18 protein-coding genes are annotated in these 20,112 nt (G+C 58.6%); 7 read left to right on the forward strand and 11 right to left on the reverse strand.

All coding sequences use genetic code 11. The features are described 5' to 3' along the window. Positions 1-20: 20 nt before the first annotated feature. Positions 21-593, forward strand: coding sequence for a HupE/UreJ family protein (locus tag AC3WMT_RS11285; protein WP_103304694.1), 573 nt, complete (start codon positions 21-23; stop codon positions 591-593). A 199-nt stretch (positions 594-792) separates the two neighbouring features. Beyond that, positions 793-1,926, forward strand: coding sequence for an AGE family epimerase/isomerase (locus AC3WMT_RS11290; RefSeq protein ID WP_103304693.1), 1,134 nt, complete (start codon positions 793-795; stop codon positions 1,924-1,926). Positions 1,927-2,080: 154 nt separating this feature from the next. On the opposite strand, the gene AC3WMT_RS11295 is transcribed toward AC3WMT_RS11290, so the two are convergent. From AC3WMT_RS11295 to amaB, 9 genes are all read right to left on the reverse strand, one after another. Next, positions 2,081-2,986: a cation diffusion facilitator family transporter gene (locus AC3WMT_RS11295; RefSeq protein WP_103304692.1), complete on the reverse strand. Its 906-nt coding sequence runs from the start codon at positions 2,984-2,986 to the stop codon at positions 2,081-2,083. Between the two features lie 175 nt (positions 2,987-3,161). Further along, complete coding sequence (locus AC3WMT_RS11300; RefSeq protein ID WP_007915905.1) at positions 3,162-3,926, reverse strand: SDR family oxidoreductase; 765 nt, start codon at positions 3,924-3,926, stop codon at positions 3,162-3,164. An 841-nt stretch (positions 3,927-4,767) separates the two neighbouring features. Beyond that, the gene (locus AC3WMT_RS11305) at positions 4,768-5,484 is read right to left on the reverse strand and encodes an ABC transporter ATP-binding protein (RefSeq protein WP_103304691.1); all 717 of its coding nucleotides are present in this window, start codon (positions 5,482-5,484) and stop codon (positions 4,768-4,770) included. Continuing rightward, complete coding sequence (locus AC3WMT_RS11310) at positions 5,481-6,353, reverse strand: ABC transporter ATP-binding protein (RefSeq protein WP_103304690.1); 873 nt, start codon at positions 6,351-6,353, stop codon at positions 5,481-5,483. The genes AC3WMT_RS11305 and AC3WMT_RS11310 overlap by 4 nt, the downstream gene beginning before the upstream one ends. Further along, positions 6,350-7,651 carry a high-affinity branched-chain amino acid ABC transporter permease LivM gene (gene livM / locus AC3WMT_RS11315; RefSeq protein ID WP_103304689.1) on the reverse strand — a complete coding sequence of 434 codons (1,302 nt, stop codon included), beginning with the start codon at positions 7,649-7,651 and terminating at the stop codon, positions 6,350-6,352. The genes AC3WMT_RS11310 and livM overlap by 4 nt, the downstream gene beginning before the upstream one ends. Positions 7,652-7,654: 3 nt before the next feature. Continuing rightward, positions 7,655-8,569 carry an ABC transporter permease subunit gene (locus tag AC3WMT_RS11320; protein ID WP_103304688.1) on the reverse strand — a complete coding sequence of 305 codons (915 nt, stop codon included), beginning with the start codon at positions 8,567-8,569 and terminating at the stop codon, positions 7,655-7,657. 238 nt (positions 8,570-8,807) lie between these two features. Further along, complete coding sequence (locus tag AC3WMT_RS11325) at positions 8,808-9,941, reverse strand: ABC transporter substrate-binding protein (RefSeq protein ID WP_103304687.1); 1,134 nt, start codon at positions 9,939-9,941, stop codon at positions 8,808-8,810. 368 nt (positions 9,942-10,309) lie between these two features. Further along, on the reverse strand, positions 10,310-11,593 hold the full coding sequence (gene amaA, locus AC3WMT_RS11330) for an L-pipecolate oxidase (RefSeq protein WP_103304686.1): 1,284 nt from the start codon (positions 11,591-11,593) through the stop codon (positions 10,310-10,312). 163 nt (positions 11,594-11,756) lie between these two features. Continuing rightward, a complete protein-coding gene (gene amaB / locus AC3WMT_RS11335) occupies positions 11,757-13,247 on the reverse strand; it encodes an L-piperidine-6-carboxylate dehydrogenase (RefSeq protein WP_103304685.1) in 1,491 nt (496 codons plus the stop codon). Positions 13,248-13,410: 163 nt separating this feature from the next. Between amaB and AC3WMT_RS11340 the strand changes: the two genes are divergently transcribed. From AC3WMT_RS11340 to nadE, 3 genes are all read left to right on the forward strand, one after another. Beyond that, complete coding sequence (locus AC3WMT_RS11340; protein ID WP_103304684.1) at positions 13,411-14,310, forward strand: LysR family transcriptional regulator; 900 nt, start codon at positions 13,411-13,413, stop codon at positions 14,308-14,310. A 221-nt stretch (positions 14,311-14,531) separates the two neighbouring features. After that, positions 14,532-15,755: a nicotinate phosphoribosyltransferase gene (pncB, locus tag AC3WMT_RS11345; RefSeq protein ID WP_103304683.1), complete on the forward strand. Its 1,224-nt coding sequence runs from the start codon at positions 14,532-14,534 to the stop codon at positions 15,753-15,755. 4 nt (positions 15,756-15,759) lie between these two features. Then, positions 15,760-16,587: an NAD(+) synthase gene (gene nadE / locus AC3WMT_RS11350; protein ID WP_103304682.1), complete on the forward strand. Its 828-nt coding sequence runs from the start codon at positions 15,760-15,762 to the stop codon at positions 16,585-16,587. Positions 16,588-16,644: 57 nt separating this feature from the next. On the opposite strand, the gene AC3WMT_RS11355 is transcribed toward nadE, so the two are convergent. Both AC3WMT_RS11355 and azu read right to left on the reverse strand, forming a co-directional pair. Continuing rightward, positions 16,645-18,078 (reverse strand): hypothetical protein, encoded by a 1,434-nt coding sequence (locus AC3WMT_RS11355; protein WP_103304681.1) that lies wholly within the window; start codon positions 18,076-18,078, stop codon positions 16,645-16,647. 204 nt (positions 18,079-18,282) lie between these two features. Further along, complete coding sequence (azu, locus tag AC3WMT_RS11360) at positions 18,283-18,729, reverse strand: azurin (RefSeq protein ID WP_103304680.1); 447 nt, start codon at positions 18,727-18,729, stop codon at positions 18,283-18,285. Between the two features lie 340 nt (positions 18,730-19,069). Here azu and AC3WMT_RS11365 point away from each other — a divergent pair, with 340 nt between their 5' ends. Together AC3WMT_RS11365 and AC3WMT_RS11370 are read left to right on the forward strand one after the other, a co-directional pair. Beyond that, the gene (locus AC3WMT_RS11365; protein ID WP_103304679.1) at positions 19,070-19,657 is read left to right on the forward strand and encodes a cytokinin riboside 5'-monophosphate phosphoribohydrolase; all 588 of its coding nucleotides are present in this window, start codon (positions 19,070-19,072) and stop codon (positions 19,655-19,657) included. 67 nt (positions 19,658-19,724) lie between these two features. Continuing rightward, positions 19,725-19,913, forward strand: a complete 189-nt coding sequence (locus AC3WMT_RS11370) for a hypothetical protein (RefSeq protein ID WP_095121840.1) — start codon at positions 19,725-19,727, stop codon at positions 19,911-19,913. Positions 19,914-20,112 lie beyond the last annotated feature (199 nt).

Here is a 20,112-nt window from a genome sequence, read left to right on the forward strand (position 1 = left end):
ATCAACAAGGAAGCTTATCCATGACACTCAATCGTATTCTCGGCGCCGTGGCGCTGCTGCTGACCCCGGCACTGGCCTTTGCTCACCCTGGGCATGGCGACAGCGGTTTGATCGCCGGCATCAGCCATCCGATCGGTGGCCTCGACCATTTGCTGGCGATGGTTGCTGTCGGTCTGTGGGCGGCGCAGCAACAAGGCGCAGCACGCTGGGCGCTGCCGTGCACGTTTGTCGGCACCATGCTGATCGGCGGCATGCTCGGTTTTGAAGGGCTGGAATTGCCGGCACTGGAAAGCGGGATTGCCGCGTCGGTACTGGCGCTGGGCCTGGCCGTAGCGCTGGCGGTGCGTCCGCCGCTGGTGATGGCGGTGGCGGCGACGGCGGTGTTTGCGCTGTTCCATGGCGTGGCACATGGCCTGGAATTGCCGGAGATGACCAGCCCATGGGCGTATGCCGCTGGTTTTGTGGCTGCAACGGCTGCATTGCATGCTGCCGGTTACGCCGTGGTGCGTTTCCTGCCTCAGGCGGCTGCACCGTTGGTGCGCCTCGCAGGGGCTGCCTCGGCTGTGACCGGTGCCTGGTTGCTGGCAGGCTGATCGCTGTCGCCTGTACCGGCCTCATCGCTGGCAAGCCAGCTCCCACAGATTATTGGGTAAGCCCACAATTGTGTGAACACCAATGATCCCTGTGGGAGCTGGCTTGCCAGCGATGACGGCCGATCAGACACCGGGCCTCTAATGTCGGTCTCTCTGCTACCATGTCGCGCAATCGCCCCAGCCGTGACGACGTCCGCCAATGCCCCATGCTTCCCGCTCCGCCTCCCTGCCTGAATTGACCGCCCTGTTCAGCGATGTGCAACAGCACTTTGTGAACGTGATCGTGCCGCTGTGGCAAGGCCCGGGCTGGAATGCCGACATGGCCCTGCCTTACGAAGCGCTGGACGCCGCCCACCAACCGCTGCCACCGCAACGCTATCGGGCGATGGCCTGCGCACGGCAGTTGTATCTGTTTTCCAGCCTGATCGGGGTTGTGGATAACGCCGAAGTACGTGCAGCGGCGCTGTTCCGTTCCCTGCAACGGCACTTTCATGACGCCGAGCACGGTGGCTGGTTCTACAGCATCGATGCGCAGGGCAAACCGCTCGATCAGCGCAAGGATCTGTACACCCACGCCTTCATCCTGTTCGCCTGCGCGCATTATTGGGAAAAGTCCCGTGAGCCGCTGGTGGAATCGACGCTGAACGCCGCGCTGGAAGTCATCGGCCGACGTTTTGCCACGGGTGACGGCTTGTACGAAGCCTGCCTTGAGCGCGACTGGGTCACCTTGCAAACCGGCCCTTTGCAAAACCCGCTGATGCACTTGGCCGAAGCGTTTCTTGCCACCCTTTCAGTGCGCGAAGATGCCGCGACGCAGCAGATGCTGATCGAGTTATGCACAGCCATGCACAAGCACTTCGTCGACCCGCAACAGGGCGTGTTGATGGAGAAACCGCTGGGGGCTGTGGATAACTGGTACGAGCCGGGGCATCAGTTCGAATGGTATTTCCTGCTCGAATCGTCGCCATTGCTGCGCGGCTCGAAACTGCATGCCGCGCTGGACAAGGCTTTCGCGTTTACCGAGCAATTTGGCGTCGAACAGCCCTCCGGCGCGGTGCGGGCGATGCTCTATCTGGAACTGGACGGTCGCCCGAAAGATTCGACTCAACGGATCTGGGCTCAGGCTGAATACCTGCGCGCCCTGACGTTGCGCCCCGACAGCGAAGCCGCGGTGTTACGCCAATTGCAGGCGCTACAGCAGCGCTTCCTGCATGCGGGTGGCTGGCATGAGTGTCGTGATGAGCAGGGTGAAGTCAGCCGCAAGGACATGCCGTCGACGACGCCGTATCACCTTGCGACTTGCTACAGCGGCCTTACCGAATACCTACGCTGATCTCATGCAAATGAGATCTGCTGTGATGAAGGGATCTATTGTGGCGAGGGGATTTATCCCCGATGGGCCGCGAAGCGGCCCTGAAGAAAGCGCGGCCCATCGGGAATAAATCCCCTCGCCACAAACTGTGTTCTCAGCAGAGAACCGGGTTACATCAAGCAACCCACTTCTTGTCGCCCGTAAAGCTGATGGTCAACCACCGCGCCGCATCCGGCTTGCCCAGCTTCGCCGAAATATCCTCGCGCAACACATCCAGCTGGCCGACGCTGCTCAGCGCGTAATCCGCCGGCAGCACCACATGAATCTCGATAAACCGCGCCCGCCCGTGCTTCTGCACGTACGACACGTAATCATCGAAACCATGCTCGACTTTCGCCGCATCCATCACCTGACGCACCTGGTCATCCAGCGTGTCCGGCGCGATACCCAACACGTCGCGCAACGCCGGGCCGAGAATCTTGAACGCCGGTGGCAGCATGGTCAGAGCCAGCACGATCAGGATCAGCGGGTCGACAAACCTTGCCCACTCGCCATAGCCCTGGGACTTGAGCAACAGCGCCGCGAGAAAACTGATCAACAGGCCGACCGACAGCATCGCGTCCACCAGCCAACTGATGTTGTCGAACTGAATCAGTGTGGATTTGAGCTTGCGATTGCGCCGGCGCACGTAGAAGAAGTAGCCAAACTCAACCACGGTAAACACTGCGGCATAGATGATCACCAGACCCAACTCGATCTCGCGCCCGCCATTGATGATGCCGAACACACCGTTGAGAAACGCATAGATGGCGATCAACAGCAGGAAACTGCCTTCGATCAGCAGCACCATCGGTTCCAGATGCCAGAAGCCGAACTGGAAGCGGTGATTGCTTTCCTTGGCGATCAACCTGGCGGTGATCAGCATCAGGACTTTGATGAACGTTGCGATCAGCGAAAAAAAACCATCGAACAGGATGGATTGGGAACCCGATACAAAACCGGTGACGATCCCGGCGATCGACACCGCGAACATCAGGATGGTCGATTGTTTGAGCAGCGACTGCTCACCTCGGTTACTCACTTTGACTCCTCGAAAAACCTTGAAAACCGCAGGGTGCGGTTGGGTTGTTGCGAGGGGAGTTTACCTTATTGCCATGTTTTGACCGTTTCGGCCTCTTCGCGAGCAGGCTCGCTCCCACTTTGGAACGCATTTCAATGTGGGAGCGAGCCTGCTCGCGAATGGCCTCAACGCGGTGTTATGCCTTGTTACGCTCGATAGCAAAACCGGCCCAGGTCTGGCTCACCGGCATCAACTCCAGGCTGTTGATGTTGATGTGCGCAGGCGCATTCATCACCCAGAAAATCGTCTCGGCGATGTCCTGCGGCTGGATCGGCTCGGCACCGGCGTAGGTGGCGTTGTAGCGCTCCTGATCGCCCGCGAAGCGCACCAGCGAGAACTCGCTCTCGCATAGCCCCGGCTCGATGTTGCTGACCCGCACGCCCGTCCCCTGCAAGTCGCAACGCAGGTTCAGCGAGAACTGTTTAACGAATGCCTTGGTCGCGCCATAGACGTGGCTGCCCGGATACGGATAGTTACCGGCGATGGAGCCAAGGTTGACGATGCCGGCGCCACGGCCATGGGCGATCAGGCGCGGCAGCAGCAGACGAGTGGCGTACATCAGGCCTTTGACGTTGGTGTCGACCATGGTGTCCCAATCATCCAGATCGCATTTCGGCGCAGGGTCCACACCCAGCGCCAGGCCGGCGTTGTTGATAAGTCCGCGCAGCTTGGCGAACGATGGCGGCAGGTTGGCAATTGCCTCCTCCATCGCCTTGCGATCCCGCACATCGAGTACCAGGCCATGCACCTCGGTTTGCTTCGACAACTCGGCGCACAGCGCGTTGAGGCGTTCTTCACGACGACCGGTCAGCACCAGTTTCCAGCCAGCCTCGGCAAAACGACGGGCGCAGGCTTCACCAAAACCGGACGTTGCGCCGGTGATAAACAGGGTGTTGGACATCGTGTTCTCCTTGCTTCGGCCACCGGGGCAGCCCTTGGAATAGAAAATCAGCAGCCAGCATGCCCGGCCCCGCATTCACGGGCAACACCCACGCGCTGTACAAAAAACAACCAACCGTACCAACGGCACAGCCACCGTGGCCTGCAGCCATATGCGCGCACGTTATCCACAAGCCCTTCCACAGTTTCCGGGGGCAAGTGGAAATGCGCAAAGCCGCGCCACACAAGGCTTTGCGGCGTGAATAGAAAGTTTTTTGCTTGACCCTGAAGGAACAGATGTGCGGGACAGGGCATTTTGCACGACCGAACAGTCACAGCAGTGATTGCGCGAGGCCAGCAATTACGCTGCCTAGCGCAGTCTTTCCAGAGTTTAATCACAGACTTATCCACAGGTCAGCACACAGCGAATCGCCTGCTCTGTGCCCACCATAAAAAGGTTGACAACCACGCCTGACGCTCCTGCCAAATCACCTGATCAAAAAACAATCACAACGCCACAGGCCACGCCATACAAGGCTTTCAGCCAGCTACTCCCACGTTATTCACAGCCAGCTCCACAGCAAACGGGGACAACTCAAAACTGTGGAAAAACAGCCATTTGCAGCGTCTATATGTCGCGCTTTGGCAGGTAGCGGAATTTGTTTTCCACAATTTTGGCGAAGGTCGCACTTTTAACTGTGGGAGCTGGCTTGCCAGCGATGAGGGAGTCACTGCCAACATCATTGTTTAGGGGGAAACCGCTATCGCTGGCAAGCCAGCTCCCACAGGAGTTATGGTGGGTTTCCGGGCATGAAAAAGCCCCGGGACTTGCGTCGCCGGGGCGGTGTGTAGCTGGGGATAACTCAGTGGCCGCCAAGATAGGCGTTACGCACCTCCTCGTTCACCAGCAATTCCTTGCCGGTACCGGACAGGCGAATCTCGCCGTTGACCATCACATACGCCCGGTCAGACAACTTCAACGCATGGTTGGCATTCTGCTCGACGAGGAAAATGGTCATGCCGGTTTTCGCCAGTTCGCGCAGGGTCGCGAAGATCTGCTTCACCACGATCGGCGCCAGACCCAGGCTCGGTTCATCGAGCAGCAACAACTTCGGCCGGCTCATCAACGCACGGGCAATGGCGAGCATTTGCTGCTCACCACCGGACATGGTCATCGCCCGTTGCGTGCGGCGCTCTTCCAGCCGTGGAAACAGCTCGAACATGCGCTGCATGTCTTCCTTGGCGTACTTGTCGCCAATCGGAATGGTGCCCATCAGCAGGTTTTCCTCGACGGTCATGTCAGGGAACACCCGCCGCCCTTCCGGCGACTGCGCAATACCGTTGGAGGCGATGTAGTGCGATGACTTGTGGGTAATGTCGACGCCTTGATAAAGGATCTGCCCGCCCGCCGCCCGTGGCTGGCCGAAGATCGACATCAGCAACGTCGATTTACCCGCACCGTTGGAGCCGATCAGGCTGACGGTTTCCCCTTCGTTGATCTGCAGTGATACGCCTTTGAGCGCCTGGATCGGCCCGTAGAACACGTCCAGGTCTTTGAGTTCGAGGATCGGTTGGCTCATACCAGCTCCTCTTCGTCGGCGCCCAGGTAGGCGGCAATCACTTTCGGGTCGTTGCGAATGGCTTCAGGCCCGCCTTCGGCGATGACGATGCCGTGGTCCAGCACCACGATGTGGTCGGAAATGCTCATTACCATACCCATGTCGTGTTCGATCAGCACCACGGTCAGATCGTGCTCGTCGCGCAGCAGCCGGATCATCGCGCTCAGCGCTTCGGTTTCCTGAGGGTTGAGGCCGGCGGCCGGTTCGTCGAGGCAGATGATCTGCGGGCGCGTGCACATGGCGCGGGCGATCTCCAGACGGCGTTGCTGACCGTAGGACAGTTCACCGGCGAGACGGTTGGCGCAGTCCACCAGATCGACCACTTCCAGCCAGTAGAACGCGCAATCCAGCGCATCGCTTTCTGCCTTGCGGTAGCCCTTGGTGTTGAGGATGCCGGCGAGCATATTGCGGTTGACCCACATGTGCTGGGCCACCAGCAGGTTTTCCAGCACCGACATTTCCTTGAACAGGCGAATGTTCTGGAAGGTCCGGGCCAGGCCTGCGCGGTTCACCAGATGGGTGCCACCGAACATCTTGTAATACAGACGGCTGAGGAAGTTTTTCGGCGAGACGAAATCGGTCGGTTTGAACGACTCGCCCAGCAGCTTGATCACGTTGGTTTGCTGGCCACGCACGTTGAGTTCGATCTTGCCGCCGGAGGCTTTGTAGAACCCGGTCAGGCAGTTGAACACCGTGGTCTTGCCGGCGCCGTTCGGGCCGATCAGAGCGAAGATCGAGTTGCGTTTGACCTTCAGGCTGACATCACTCAGGGCCTTGATACCGCCGAAATGCATCATCAGTTTTTCAACAGAGAGTACGACTTCACTCATGGCGCAGTCCTCTCATAGTGAATGGCACCTTTGCGTGGAGTGACCCCGGTGCGGCTGATGCGGATCAGCCCACGTGGTCGCCAGATCATCATCAACACCATCAGGATGCCGAACAGCAGCACGCGGTATTCAGCGAAGCCGCGCAGCAGTTCCGGCGCGACGGTCAGCACGAATGCGGCGATCACCACGCCGATGGTCGAGCCCATGCCGCCGAGCACGACGATGGCGAGGATCAGCGCCGATTCAAAGAAAGTGAACGAGGTCGGGTTGACGAAGCCTTGATACGTGGCAAAAAACACCCCGGCGAGACCGGCAGTCGAGGCACCGATGGTGAACGCCGAAAGCTTCACCAGTACGTGGTTCAGGCCCATCGAACGGCAGGCGATTTCATCTTCACGCAAGGCTTCCCAGGCGCGGCCGACCGGCATTTTCACCAGACGATGCTTGATGTACAGCACGGCTAATACCACCAGGAACAACACCGCGTAGATGAAGTAGTACTTCACGTCCGGGTTGTAGGCGATGCCGAAGAACTCGTGAAACGGCACCCCGCCATCCTTCGCCCGCTTGCCGAACTCCAGACCGAAAAATGTCGGCAGCGGCGCCGGCATGCCGTTCGGGCCGCCGGTCAGCGACAGCCAGTTGTTGAGTATCAGACGGATGATTTCACCGAAGCCAAGAGTCACGATCGCCAGATAGTCACCGTGCAGGCGCAGCACCGGGAAACCGAGGATGCAACCGGCCAGACCTGCGGTGATCGCCGCCAGTGGCAGCACCGTCCAGAACCCCAGACCGAGATACTGATAACCGAGCGCCAGACCGTAGGCGCCGATGGCATAGAACGCCACGTAACCGAGGTCGAGCAAACCGGCCAGGCCCACCACGATATTCAGCCCCAGCCCCAGCAACACGTAGATCAACCCGAGGATGACCACGCCCAGCAGATAGGAGTTGGAGACGAACGGCACGATGACCGCCAGCACAATCAGCAGCGGGATGATCCAGCGCAGCGAGGATTTGTGATCGGCAGGCAACACATGAACACCGGAACCGGTGCTCTCGAATCCGTCGAGAATCTTCAGGCCCTTGGGCGTCTGCAGAAACAGGCTGAGGGCAAACCGGCCAATCATGACAATGCCGATAATCCACGCGACGCGGGTCGGCTCAAGATTGAAGCTGTAGCCCTCGAGCACGACGCCGACAATCGGGCCGAACACGATCAGGGCAATGAGGCCGGCAAGAATCGCCTCAACCAGGCTTTTTTTGATATCGATGTTTTTTTGAGTGGTTGAAGACATCGCTTACACCTTCGACACAAGAGGACGGCCCAACAGCCCCTGCGGCCGGAAGACCAGAACAAGTACGAGCAGCGAGAAGCTGAACACGTCTTTGTAGTCGGAGTTGACCAGACCGGAGAACAGCGACTCGGAGATGCCGAGAATGATCCCGCCCAGCATCGCGCCCGGCAGCGAACCGATCCCGCCGAGTACCGCGGCAGTGAAGGCTTTGATGCCGATGACGAAACCGGCGTAGAAGTCGAACGTGCCGTAGTTCATGGTGATCAGTACGCCGGCCAGCGCCGCCATGGCTGCACCGATGATGAACACATAGGAAATCACCCGGTCGGTGTTGATCCCCAGAATCGAGGCCATCTTGCGGTCTTGCTGAGTGGCGCGGCACATGCGGCCGAGCTTGGTGTACTTGATGACATAGGTCAGCAGGCCCATGCCGACGAAGGCGGCCACCAGAATGAAAATCTTGGTGTAGGTGAGCTGCACGAAGCCGGTGCCGATATCGATGCGCCAGGCGCCGGTGAGCAACGTCGGAACACCCTGTTGGCGGGCGCCCTGGCTGATCTGGGCATAGTTTTGCAGGATCAGGGAGATACCGATGGCGCTGATCAGCGGTGCCAGTCGGGTGGAGTTGCGCAGCGGTTTGTAAGCGATGCGTTCGATGACCCAGCCATACACCCCGGTAACGACGATGGTGAAGACCAGTGTGCCGAGCATCAGGAGCGGGAAGGATTCAATACCGAAGTAAGCCAGCAGAGCCAGACTGATTGCCGCCAGGTAAGCAGAAATCATGTAAACCTCGCCGTGGGCGAAGTTGATCATGCCGATGATGCCGTAGACCATTGTGTAGCCGATGGCGATCAGGCCATAGACCGACCCGAGGGTCAGGCCGTTGACCAGTTGCTGCAGGAAAATACCATCCATAACGCAATCTCACGCAATGAGAACCTGCACACCTGTGGGTGTGCGGTTCTTCTAGGAAAAATACAGATGTACGTCGGAGCAATGTCAGAGCGCGAGTTCAGCCCCACTGATCTCCTGTGGGAGCTGGCTTGCCAGCGATAGCGGTAGAACATTCAACAAAGGTGTCGACTGTCGAGCCGTCATCGCGGGCAAGCCCGCTCCCACAGGGCCTTGTGGGTTGAACTGATCGCGTCAGCCCTTACTTCTGTTTTTCCAGCTGATGGTATTTGCCGTCCTTGTCCCACTGGTAAACCACGTAGTCGGAGACTTTCAGGTCGCCCTTCTTGTCCCAGGCCTTCTCGCCCATGACGGTTTTCACCGGGTTGGTTTTCAGCCACTCGGCGGCTTTCTCGCCACTGTTGGACTTGGCGCCGTTGAAGGCGGCAGCCAGGGTCTGGACCGAGGCGTAGGCGTACAGGGTGTAGCCTTCAGGTTCGGTGCCGGCCTTGCGGAATGCATCCACTACAGTCTTGCTGTCTGGCAGCAGGCGCGGGTCGGCGCCGAAGGTCATCAGCACGCCGTCGACGTATTGCGGGCCGCCAGCGGTGGTCACCAGTTCGTCGGTCACGATGCCGTCGTCAGACATGAATTTCACGTCTTTCAGGCCTTCGGTACGCAGCTGTTTAACCAGTGGACCGGCTTCCGGGTGCAGGCCGCCGAAGTAGACGACGTCGGCACCAGCCGCGCGGATTTTTGTGACTACGGCGCTGAAGTCTTTCTCGCCACGGGTCAGGCCTTCATACAGCACCGGCTTCACGCCGCGTTTTTCCAACTGGGCCTTGGTGGCGTCCGCCAGGCCTTGGCCGTAGGTGTCCTTGTCGTGCAGCACCGCGACTTTCTTGCCCTTGAGCACGTCGACGATGTAGTCGCCGGCAACGATGCCTTGCTGGTCATCACGCCCACACATACGGAACATCGCGCTGAGGCCGCGCTCGGTCACTTGCGGGTTGGTGGAACCCGGAGTGATCGCGATGACACCGGCTTCGTCGTAGATTTCCGAGGCTGGAATGGTGGAAGAAGAGCAGAAGTGCCCGACCACGCCGGCAACCTTCTGGTTGACCAGGTCCTTGGCGACCGTCACCGCTTGTTTCGGCTCGCAGGCGTCATCGCCCTTGACCAGAACGATTTTTTCACCGTTGACGCCGCCTGCCGCGTTGACCGCATCCGCCGCTGCCTGTGCACCCTTCATGTACTGCTCGCCAAATGCCGCGTTGGCGCCAGTCATTGGACCCGCTACACCGATTTTCACATCAGCTTGAGCAAACGCAGAAACACCCAACGCAGTAGCCACTGCGAGGGCCAGAAAGCCTTTCTTGTAAAACGTCTGGGACATGAGGTGGTGCTCCAAGGTTTTTTTTAGTTGGCACTGCGACTTCACTTCACTGAATGCTCTGAGCAAGCGCCGTGCCATCGGTTTTTTATTCTTCAAAAAGTCGCTGCTTTCTTGTTATTTCGACTGTTTCGTTCCCATTTTCATTGGGCGTGCAACCGTCTAAACCGCGGAAGGTGAAACCATTTATTTTTTCAGGCGCAACCCGCATGCGCCATCATTGCAACCGCGGCGCCAAACGACGTGCAACCAGCCTGTAACAGCCCGCGTCACCGAACTGCACACTGCTGGTGCGGGACTGCTACAACCCGCACCATTACAGGCTAGTCGCTACATCGAAAAGCGCCGCTTCCGGCAACATATTTCAACACTCAAATCACGATGCGCAGGCACTGGCCTGCGTGATACAGCGAGAACCCGGCCTCATACAGGCAACTGCGCAAGCCCACGCCCGCCAGAGGCTGCATTGGTGCAAAGGGAATCGGCAGGGCTTGCGGATTGCCGTGACACAGGTAATCAGCGAAAGCCTTGCCGACCACGGTGCCGGTGGTCACCCCGCGACCGTTGTAGCCGGTGACAGCCACCAGTCCCGGCGCCGGTTCGAACAAGCGCATGAGGTGATCAGGGGTAAAGGCAATGCGCCCGGTCCAGGTGCACTCCCACTCGACCGGTTTCAGATTGGGAAAATAATGCTGCTGAACGCGGTCGGCCCAGGCCTTGAGAAACCAGGTCGGCTTCTGGTTGCCGTTGCCGAGACTGCCGAGCAGCAGCCGCCCTTCCTTGTCGCGGCGAATGCTGCTCAAAACCTGGCGGGTGTCCCACGAGCCCTGCCCGCCCGGGAGAATTTCTTGCGCGGCGTCTTCACTCAGCGGCACCGAGGCGACCTGATAGTAATAACCGGGAAAGAAGTTGCGCTTGAGTTCGGTCCAGTCGCCTTCGGTGTAGGCGTTGGAGGCGATGACCACCTGCTCGGCCAGTACCGAACCGTGCTCGGTCTGCACGGACCATTGCGGGCCGATGCGCTCAAGACGAGTAACCGGCGAATGATCAAACATCTGCCCACCGAGCCCCTTCACGGCGTTGGCCAGCCCGGTGACATAGGCCATCGGATTGAGCGTGCCGGCGCGTCGGTCGAGCAACGCGGCGGCAATTTTTTGCGTGCCGGTCGCTTGCTCGCACGCCTTGCCGGTCAGCAGCTCAACCGGTGCGCCGCGACGTTTCCATTGCTGTTCGCGACTGCGCAAATCCGCCTCACCCTTGGCGTTGTGCGCCATGTGCAAGGTGCCTTCGCGGCGCAACTGGCAATCGATGTTGTACTTATCCACAAGGCTGAACACCAGCGCCGGTGCCGCACCCAACATGCGGTTGAGCTGACTGCCGACCGCCTCGCCAAACCCGGCCTCGATCTCGTCCGGCGGGATCCACATGCCGGCGTTGACCAGCCCGACGTTGCGTCCGGAACCGCCGTGACCGGCCCGATGGGCTTCCAGCACGCAAACGGTCTTGCCTTGTTCCAACAGATGCAGCGCCGCCGACAATCCGGTGAACCCGGCGCCGATCACGCAGACATCGACTTTGACTTCGCCCCTGAGCGCGGTGTTATCCGGCCTTTGCGGCGTGAGTTTTTCCCACAGACATTCTTCGCGTAACGGCATTGCCAGACTCCAACAGAAACCTGCCAAACACAGCAAAATGATCGTTCCCACGCTCTGCGTGGGAATGCAGTCAGGGACGCTCTGCGTCCCAAAAGCGAACGCGGAGCGTCCGGTGAGGCATTCCCACGCAGAGCGTGGGAACGATCGACCTGACCGGAAAGACTCAGTCGAAGGTGATGCCCTGCGCCAGCGGCAACTCCAGCGAATAGTTCACGGTATTGGTCTGGCGACGCATATATGCGCGCCAAGCGTCGGAGCCCGACTCACGACCACCACCGGTCTCTTTCTCGCCACCAAAGGCGCCGCCAATCTCGGCGCCGCTCGGGCCGATGTTGACGTTGGCGATGCCGCAATCGCTGCCGACCGCCGACATGAACTGCTCGGCCTCACGCACGTCAGTGGTGAAGATGCACGACGACAGGCCTTGCGGTACAGCGTTGTTCAGGCGCAACGCTTCCTGGAAATCGCTGTAACCGACCACGTAGAGAATCGGCGCGAAGGTCTCGCTGCAGACCACATCGCTCTGTTCCGGCATTTCAACGATGGCTGGCGACACGTAATAGGCATTCGGGAACTGATCTTCCAGTTGGCGCTTGCCGCCGAACACCCGGCCGCCTTCGCTCAACGCTTGCTCCAGCGCGTCCTGCATGTTTTCGAAACTGTGTTTGTCGATCAGTGGGCCAACCAGATTGCCTTCCAGCGGATGGCCGATGCGCACTTTCGCGTAGGCGGCTTTCAGACGGGTGACGATTTCTTCTTTCACCGACTCATGGGCGATCAGGCGGCGCAGCGTGGTGCAGCGCTGACCGGCGGTGCCGACTGCGCTGAACAGAATGGCGCGTACCGCCATGTCCAGATCGGCGCTTGGGCCGAGGATCATCGCGTTGTTGCCGCCCAGTTCGAGAATGCTGCGGGCAAAACGTGCGGCGACTTTCGGCGCCACTTCGCGGCCCATGCGGGTGCTGCCGGTGGCGCTGATCAGCGCCACACGCGGGTCATCAACCAGCGCTTCGCCGGCATCGCGACCACCAATGATCACCTGGCAGAGATTCGCCGGAGCATCGCTGAAATTCTTCACCACACGGTCAAACAGGGCCTGACAGGCCAGTGCTGTCAGCGGAGTTTTCTCCGACGGTTTCCATACCACCGGGTTGCCGCAGACCAGCGCCAGGGTGGTGTTCCACGCCCACACCGCGACCGGGAAGTTGAACGCGCTGATCACCCCGACCACGCCCAGCGGATGCCAGGTTTCACGCATATGGTGGCCCGGGCGCTCGGACGCGATGGTCAAACCGTACAACTGGCGGGACAGGCCGACAGCGAAGTCGCAGATGTCGATCATCTCCTGAACTTCGCCCAGGCCTTCCTGGGTGATCTTGCCTGCTTCCCAGGAAACCAGCTCACCGAGATCGTTCTTGTATTCGCGCAACACCTCACCAAACTGGCGCACCAATTCACCGCGACGCGGGGCCGGGACTTTGCGCCAGGCTTCGAACGCATGATCTGCGCGACTGATGTGCTGCTCGACTTCCGCCGGACCTTCCCAGTTCACGGCGGCGATGCGGCTGCCGTCGATGGGCGAATGCACCGGCACTTTGCCGTTCTGGTACAGGGCCGGGTTCACACCAAGACGATCAAGCAATGCGGCAACCATGGGTCACTCCTCAAGCAAAAAACTGAATGTGTGCGGCCGCTGTTGCACGACCGGGCAGGCCTTTAGTTGTAGCGTCAGTACGGCGAGTCAACAAACGACCTTTACGCGAGATATCATTCCGTTTATTCATGCTGCGCATAGAAAGACAAGAAAAGGATCCGTCATGCTGAACAAACGCCACCTGCCGTCGATTACTGCGTTGCAGTGCTTTGAGGCCGTGACCCGGCACCTGAGCTTCACCCGGGCCGCCGAGGAACTGAACCTGACCCAGAGCGCCGTGAGCAAACAGGTCGCGCAGCTTGAGGAATTGTTGCAGCACTTGTTGTTCCGCCGCGTACGTCGGCGTTTGCAGATGACCCCGGCCGGGGATTTGTATCTGGTCGAAGTACGAAAAATCCTCACGCAAGTGGAAATGTCGACGCATTACCTGCGTTCCTACGGCGGCGAGACCGAAGTCCTGCGCGTCTCCACACCATCGACCTTCGGCGCCCGCTGGCTGGTGCCGCGTCTGAAGGGCTGGCGTCTGCGCCATCCCTCGATTCATCTGGATTTGTGCAACGAACAGGAAGCGGATGATCTGCTGCAAGGCCGCAGCGATCTGGCGTTCTATTTTGGTCAGGGCTCACGGCCCGGCACCGAATGCCTGAAGCTGTTCGGTGAAGAGCTGGTACCGGTCTGCGCCCCCGGCAGCCTGCCCGATCAACCGTTTACTGACCCGACGCAACTCACCGATCTGGTGTTACTGCAGAATGCCTCGCGGCCACAGGCCTGGCATGACTGGTTCGACAGTCAGGGTTATCAGACCGAACACAGCTACCACGGACCGCGCTTCGAAACCTTTTATATGTGCATCCGCGCCGCGCAGGTCGGCTGCGGCGTGGCGCTGTTACCACGGTTTCTGGTGGAAGAAGAGTTGGCCGACGGCAAACTGGTCATTCCCTGGCAGCATGCAATGCCCAGCAGTGACGCCTACTACCTGGCGTACCCGGAGCACTCGGCGGAGGTGCCGAAGGTGCGCGATTTTGTAAAGTGGATGCTCGAACAGATCGACACTCCGGGCTGAAACCCGCCCCCTTTGGCGAGGGGATTCATCCCCGATGGGTCGCGCAGCGGCCCCAAAATCTCAAGAGCGACGACTGCTTTGCAGCCGGTCGGGGATAAATCCCCTCACCACAATTGACCTGACCCAGAACAGAAATCGCTGGCAATTCCCACCGCTGATATGCGCCACTAGCGCCATTGATTGATACCGCGCCAACGCGCGGCGCACCCGGAGACCCGTTTATGAGCGAGAGTGTGTTTGCCGATCGCATCGTGCAGAACCTGCTCGACACCGACTTCTACAAGCTGACGATGATGCAGGCGGTGCTGCACAACTACCCCAACGTCGAAGTCGAATGGGAGTTTCGTTGCCGTAACAGCGAGGATCTGCGCCCGTATCTGGCCGAGATCCGCTATCAGATCGAGCGTCTGGCCGAACTGAGCCTGAGCGCCGATCAACTGAGTTTTCTGGAGCGCATCAGTTTCCTCAAACCGGATTTCCTGCGCTTTCTCGGACTGTTCCGCTTCAACCTGCGCTATCTGCACACCGGTATCGAAAACGGCGAGCTGTTCATCCGCCTGCGTGGGCCGTGGCTGCATGTGATCCTCTACGAAGTGCCGCTGCTGGCGATTGTCAGCGAAGTGCGCAACCGCTATCGCTACCGCGAAACGGTGCTGGAACAGGCCCGTGAACAGCTCTATCGCAAATTTGACTGGCTGACCGCCAACGCCTCGGCCGACGAACTGGCGCAATTGCAGGTCGCCGATTTCGGTACCCGCCGCCGTTTTTCCTACCGTGTGCAGGAAGAAGTGGTGAACGTGCTCAAGCACGATTTCCCCGGGCGTTTCGTCGGCACCAGCAACGTGCACCTGTCCCGCGAACTGGACATGAAACCGCTGGGCACCATGGCCCATGAATGGATCATGGCCCATCAGCAACTCGGCCCGCGATTGATCGACAGCCAGATCGCCGCGCTCGATTGCTGGGTGCGTGAGTACCGGGGTTTGCTCGGGATCGCCCTCACCGACTGCATCACCACGGATGCTTTCCTCGGCGACTTCGACCTGTTTTTCGCCAAGCTTTTCGATGGCCTGCGCCACGACTCCGGGGACCCTGTGGCCTGGGGCGAAAAATGCATCGCCCACTACCACAAGCTCGGCATCGACCCGATGAGCAAGACCCTGGTGTTTTCCGACAGCCTGACGCTACCCAGGTCTCTGGAAATATTCCGCGCGCTGCACGGTCGGATCAACGTGAGCTTCGGCATCGGCACCAACCTCACCTGCGACATTCCGGGTGTCGAACCGATGAGCATCGTGCTTAAAATGACCGCCTGCAACGGCCAACCGGTGGCGAAGATCTCCGACGAGCCAGGCAAGACCCACTGCAAAGACCCGAATTTCGTCGCCTATTTGCGACACGTTTTCCAGGTTCCTGCCGATTCCAGTCTATCTAGCAAGGAGTGAATTCATGCAAGCCGTACAGCGTGAGATTGCTGAACAGCTCAAGGTGCAACCGCCGTTCGCCGACTACAAGGCCCTGCAGGCCGAAGTCGCCCGGCGCATTACCTTTATTCAGGATTGCCTGGTCAATTCCGGGCTCAAGACGCTGGTGCTGGGCATCAGCGGCGGTGTCGACTCGCTGACCGCCGGCCTGCTGGCCCAGCGCGCAATGCGTGAATTGCGCGACCAGACCGGTGACAACAGCTACAAATTCATCGCCGTGCGTCTGCCGTATGAAACCCAGTTCGACGAACACGATGCCCAGGCCTCGGTGGACTTCATCGCCCCGGACGAACGCCACACCGTCAACATCGGCCCGGCGGTGAAATCGCTGGCCAGTGAAGTGGCAGCGTTTGAAGGCAAGCACGCGGTGTCGGTGGACTTCGTGCTCGGCAACACCAAAGCGCGCATGCGTATGGTCGCCCAATACACCATCGCCGGCGCGGCGAACGGATTGGTGATCGGCACCGATCATGCGGCGGAAGCGGTCATGGGGTTCTTCACCAAATTCGGTGATGGCGCTTGCGACCTGGCCCCGCTCAGCGGTCTGGTGAAAAACCAGGTGCGCGCGATTGCACGCAGCTTTGGTGCACCGGAATCGCTAGTGGAGAAAGTCCCGACGGCGGATCTCGAAGACCTGTCGCCGGGCAAACCGGACGAAGCGTCGCACGGCGTCACCTATGCCGAAATCGATGCGTTCCTGCATGGCGAGGCGGTGCGTGAAGAGGCGTTCAACATCATTGTCGCGACCTACAACAAGACCCATCACAAACGCGTGATGCCGTTCGCGCCTTGATTGGCAACGCGCATCGGGTTTCCCGGCCCGGTGCGCGTGACAAACAGGCTTATGCTATTACGGCAATATACTGACAACCCATGATTCGGACTCACGGTCCGCCGTGGACCTCGCAATGAAGCGATATTCTCGACGCTCCAGATGAGGAATATTGACCTCCCAGTCGTTGTTTTTGTCGGCCTGGAACGGAAATAGATCTTGTGGAGGGCTGACGGAACCATCAACGATGTAACCGTGCTCTCCCCGCTCTGCTCGACCTATCAGCTTCAAAGTAGTGAACCGAGTCTCACCCGGGTTTCCAATAGGAACCAGATCATCGCCCCTGACTGATTGTATAAAGAGCTTGGTCTTTTCTCGGACCTGGACTTTCCAAGCGTTGGAACGCTGCTCGGAATCTGACGCTTTTGCAAAGAACACATAATCCTTGATCTCTGACAGTGAAACGCTGGCAGTCCAGTTCCCGTTATCGAGAACCGTTGCATCAGTCAGATAATCATCACCGTCATAAATTTTCAGTCCCAACGTATTTTCGGGTGCTCTGCCACGAAGTTGCAGTTGCAACTCCCCCGTTTCACCGCCGTCAGCAATTTCACCCTGGCTGTCTCTTATGCTGTCGATAGTTAGCAGCAATGCCGGTTTCACGGTAATACGCCACGCAACCGACTGCTGCTCCCCGTCCGGCGTCTTTACAATGAAGTCATATTCCTTTTCTGCAAACGTGTGGGCAGGCGTCTGCCACCGCCCTTCACGAATGTCGAGGCCGCTGAAAACGAGCTGTTCACCATCATAAAGATCTAATTTGCCTGCCCCGCGGGAAAACCAGCCGAACAATTGCAGTTCGGGGTCATACGTACTACCACCATTTTCAATAGGTCGCAGAGAGTCCCTGATTTGATCTATCCCCAGATCCACTCTCGGATTGACCGTGAAAACCCGTTGTTCCGAAGGGAACGTCAAATCATCCGTCTTCGCTTGAATAGCATGCAAAGTGGGCTTGAGATTCACCAGTTCCGCGATCCAGGTACCCGATTGCGTTGCAATCACATGCACGCTGTAGACGCCTCCTACAGTCGATCCTACACGGACGGAAATAAAAGGAGACGCTCGCCCGGTCACGGTTACTTGAGTTTCGTAAGTAGTGCCATTTTGTAGAATTTCCCCTTTGGAATCTCTGACAACGTCAATGAAGACCGGACTGGGGGCCTTCATATTGATCCTCCAATCATCCGACGGTAGACCATCGCCACCTGTTGCAGTGAGAAAATACATCTTCACTTCGTTTGCAAAGGGTCTGGCTTTCCAGTTTCCCAAGTCGTCAGCTGAAACCGTATCAAGCAGGCGCCCTTCATCCTTGATATGGATCTGATCAAAAGGTTGCCCCCTGCCGAATATCGTCAATAATGCGTCGGTAGTGTCAGCGCCAGACTCCAGGAGTCGTTCGTTCGTATCCTCCACCCTATCGATCGTCGTCTGATTTTCTTGACTGCGCATCATGAAGTTCCTTTTCGCGAAAAATGAAACCTCATTCAGCTTCGTTTCGCGTAACTCGTCTACTGTCAGAAATTACAGGGTGGTACGTTTTTCCGACCAACGGTCTCCGAGAAACCAAGGCAAAAAAACACTCCAAATCAGATGCAAAAAAACGCCGCTGCGACCATGCCGCAACGGCGTTTCCAGTGAAAGCTGCCCCCTGAATTACTTCAGGGTCACAGTGCCTTTCATCATCGAAATGTGGCCAGGGAAGGAGCAGAAGAAACCATATTTTTCGTTGGCATCGAGCTTCGATACATCAAAGGTCAGCGAATCGGTTTCCTTCGCGCCGATGATCTTGGTATGCGCGATGACGCGAGCATCACCGTCCTTCAGGTAGTTCTTGTCGATCCCGGCAGCCAGGCCATCGGTAGCGATAGGCTGCATGTCAGCTTCTTTGCTGATCACCAGGTTATGCCCCATGACGTTCTTCGGCAGGCTGCCGGAGTGGGTCAGTTCGACGGTAAAAGTCTTGCAGCTCTTGTCGATCACGATTTCCTTGGTGTTGAAGGACATCTGATCGGTGGAGTCAACGGTGGTTTTGCACTCGGCAGCCATCAATTGGCTGCTGGCCAGCGCCAGCAGGGATACCGCAACAACTTTGGAAAACATGGTGAATCTCCAAGGCAGGGTTAACAAAATCACGAATGGTTGAAAGACTGCCTGAAATCTTCGCAAGTTCCTATGACTTGAGTCAAAAATTGTATACAACTTTCAGGCTATGACACTCATCGACACAATCTAACGGCCAGATTCTCCTGCCAGCCCTATGATCGGCGCATCTACTGAGACGGAGTGCCTGTCATGTTCTTTAACGGTCTGTTGTGCAGTTTGCTTGCCGCCTACGCCTGTGGTGCCAGCGGTACCTTTGAATCGCCGGAACGCGAAGTCTAGACCTTGGATCAAGGCGTGCCAGCCAGTACCCTGTGACGGATTGACCCAGGAGAAAGGCATGTCTCTGAAATCCGTGTGTGTATTTTGTGGTGCCAACGCTGGCACTGTTCCGGCTTATACCGAAGCGGCTGTTGCCCTTGGCAAGGCCCTCGCCGAGCGCAAGCTGACGCTGGTCTACGGCGGTGGCGCTGTCGGTTTGATGGGGATTGTCGCCGACGCCGCGCTGGCCGCTGGCGGTGAAGTGATCGGCATCATTCCGCAGAGTCTGATGGACAAGGAAATCGGCCACAAAAGCCTGACGCGTCTGGAAGTCGTCGACGGCATGCACGCCCGCAAGGCACGCATGGCCGAACTCAGTGACGCCTTTATCGCTCTGCCGGGCGGCCTTGGCACGCTGGAAGAACTGTTCGAAGTCTGGACCTGGGGCCAACTCGGCTACCACGGCAAGCCGCTGGGCTTGCTGGAAGTGAACGGTTTCTACAGCAAACTCACTGCTTTTCTTGACCATATCGTCGGCGAAGGCTTCGTTCGCGCGCCACACCGTGACATGCTGCAAGTGAGCGAATCGCCGCAAACACTGCTCGAGTCTCTGGATAACTGGCAACCGACCGTCACACCCAAGTGGGTCGATCAGAAACCCGGCTAACCGTCGGGCACCGATACAGGGCAGAATACGCGCCGCTCAACCTCACCTTCGACCTAGAGGATCGCCCATGGCCAAACCCAATTATTCCTTCGCCAAACGTCAACGAGACCTGGCAAAGGAGCAGAAGAAAGAGGAAAAGCTTCAGCGCAAGAAACAAACCGCTGAAGAAGCAGCACTGAACCCTGAGGGTGAAGTGGCAACAGAAGATGATGTTGATGCAACCGAAACACCGAAAGATCAGGCGCCTGACGCCTGAGCCCCACCGGGTTTGATCATCGAATCAGACCCAGCGGATTTGTGACGGGGCTGGCGGCTTCACCGCCGGCCCTCACAGCCTTCACTCCTCAGAATTCGATACGAAACCCTGTGGGAGCGGGCTTGCCCGCGATGGCTGCGGCACATCCAACAAAGTCGTCACAGACACTCCGTCATCGCGGGCAAGCCCGCTCCCACAG

The sequence above is a fragment of the Pseudomonas sp. FW305-7 genome, from assembly GCF_058786735.1.

Excerpts from the sequence above, each read along its gene's own strand:
- AC3WMT_RS11320 (WP_103304688.1), bottom strand. The coding sequence starts at position 8,569 with ATGGATGGTATTTTCCTGCAGCAACTGGTCAACGGCCTGACCCTCGGG.
- AC3WMT_RS11355 (WP_103304681.1), bottom strand. The coding sequence starts at position 18,078 with ATGCGCAGTCAAGAAAATCAGACGACGATCGATAGGGTGGAGGATACG.
- amaA (WP_103304686.1), bottom strand. The coding sequence starts at position 11,593 with ATGCCGTTACGCGAAGAATGTCTGTGGGAAAAACTCACGCCGCAAAGG.
- AC3WMT_RS11340 (WP_103304684.1), top strand. The coding sequence starts at position 13,411 with ATGCTGAACAAACGCCACCTGCCGTCGATTACTGCGTTGCAGTGCTTT.
- AC3WMT_RS11290 (WP_103304693.1), top strand. The coding sequence starts at position 793 with ATGCCCCATGCTTCCCGCTCCGCCTCCCTGCCTGAATTGACCGCCCTG.
- AC3WMT_RS11310 (WP_103304690.1), bottom strand. The coding sequence starts at position 6,353 with ATGAGTGAAGTCGTACTCTCTGTTGAAAAACTGATGATGCATTTCGGC.
- AC3WMT_RS11285 (WP_103304694.1), top strand. The coding sequence starts at position 21 with ATGACACTCAATCGTATTCTCGGCGCCGTGGCGCTGCTGCTGACCCCG.
- AC3WMT_RS11365 (WP_103304679.1), top strand. The coding sequence starts at position 19,070 with ATGTCTCTGAAATCCGTGTGTGTATTTTGTGGTGCCAACGCTGGCACT.
- amaB (WP_103304685.1), bottom strand. The coding sequence starts at position 13,247 with ATGGTTGCCGCATTGCTTGATCGTCTTGGTGTGAACCCGGCCCTGTAC.
- AC3WMT_RS11305 (WP_103304691.1), bottom strand. The coding sequence starts at position 5,484 with ATGAGCCAACCGATCCTCGAACTCAAAGACCTGGACGTGTTCTACGGG.
- nadE (WP_103304682.1), top strand. The coding sequence starts at position 15,760 with ATGCAAGCCGTACAGCGTGAGATTGCTGAACAGCTCAAGGTGCAACCG.
- AC3WMT_RS11300 (WP_007915905.1), bottom strand. The coding sequence starts at position 3,926 with ATGTCCAACACCCTGTTTATCACCGGCGCAACGTCCGGTTTTGGTGAA.
- AC3WMT_RS11325 (WP_103304687.1), bottom strand. The coding sequence starts at position 9,941 with ATGTCCCAGACGTTTTACAAGAAAGGCTTTCTGGCCCTCGCAGTGGCT.
- livM (WP_103304689.1), bottom strand. The coding sequence starts at position 7,651 with ATGTCTTCAACCACTCAAAAAAACATCGATATCAAAAAAAGCCTGGTT.
- azu (WP_103304680.1), bottom strand. The coding sequence starts at position 18,729 with ATGTTTTCCAAAGTTGTTGCGGTATCCCTGCTGGCGCTGGCCAGCAGC.
- pncB (WP_103304683.1), top strand. The coding sequence starts at position 14,532 with ATGAGCGAGAGTGTGTTTGCCGATCGCATCGTGCAGAACCTGCTCGAC.
- AC3WMT_RS11370 (WP_095121840.1), top strand. The coding sequence starts at position 19,725 with ATGGCCAAACCCAATTATTCCTTCGCCAAACGTCAACGAGACCTGGCA.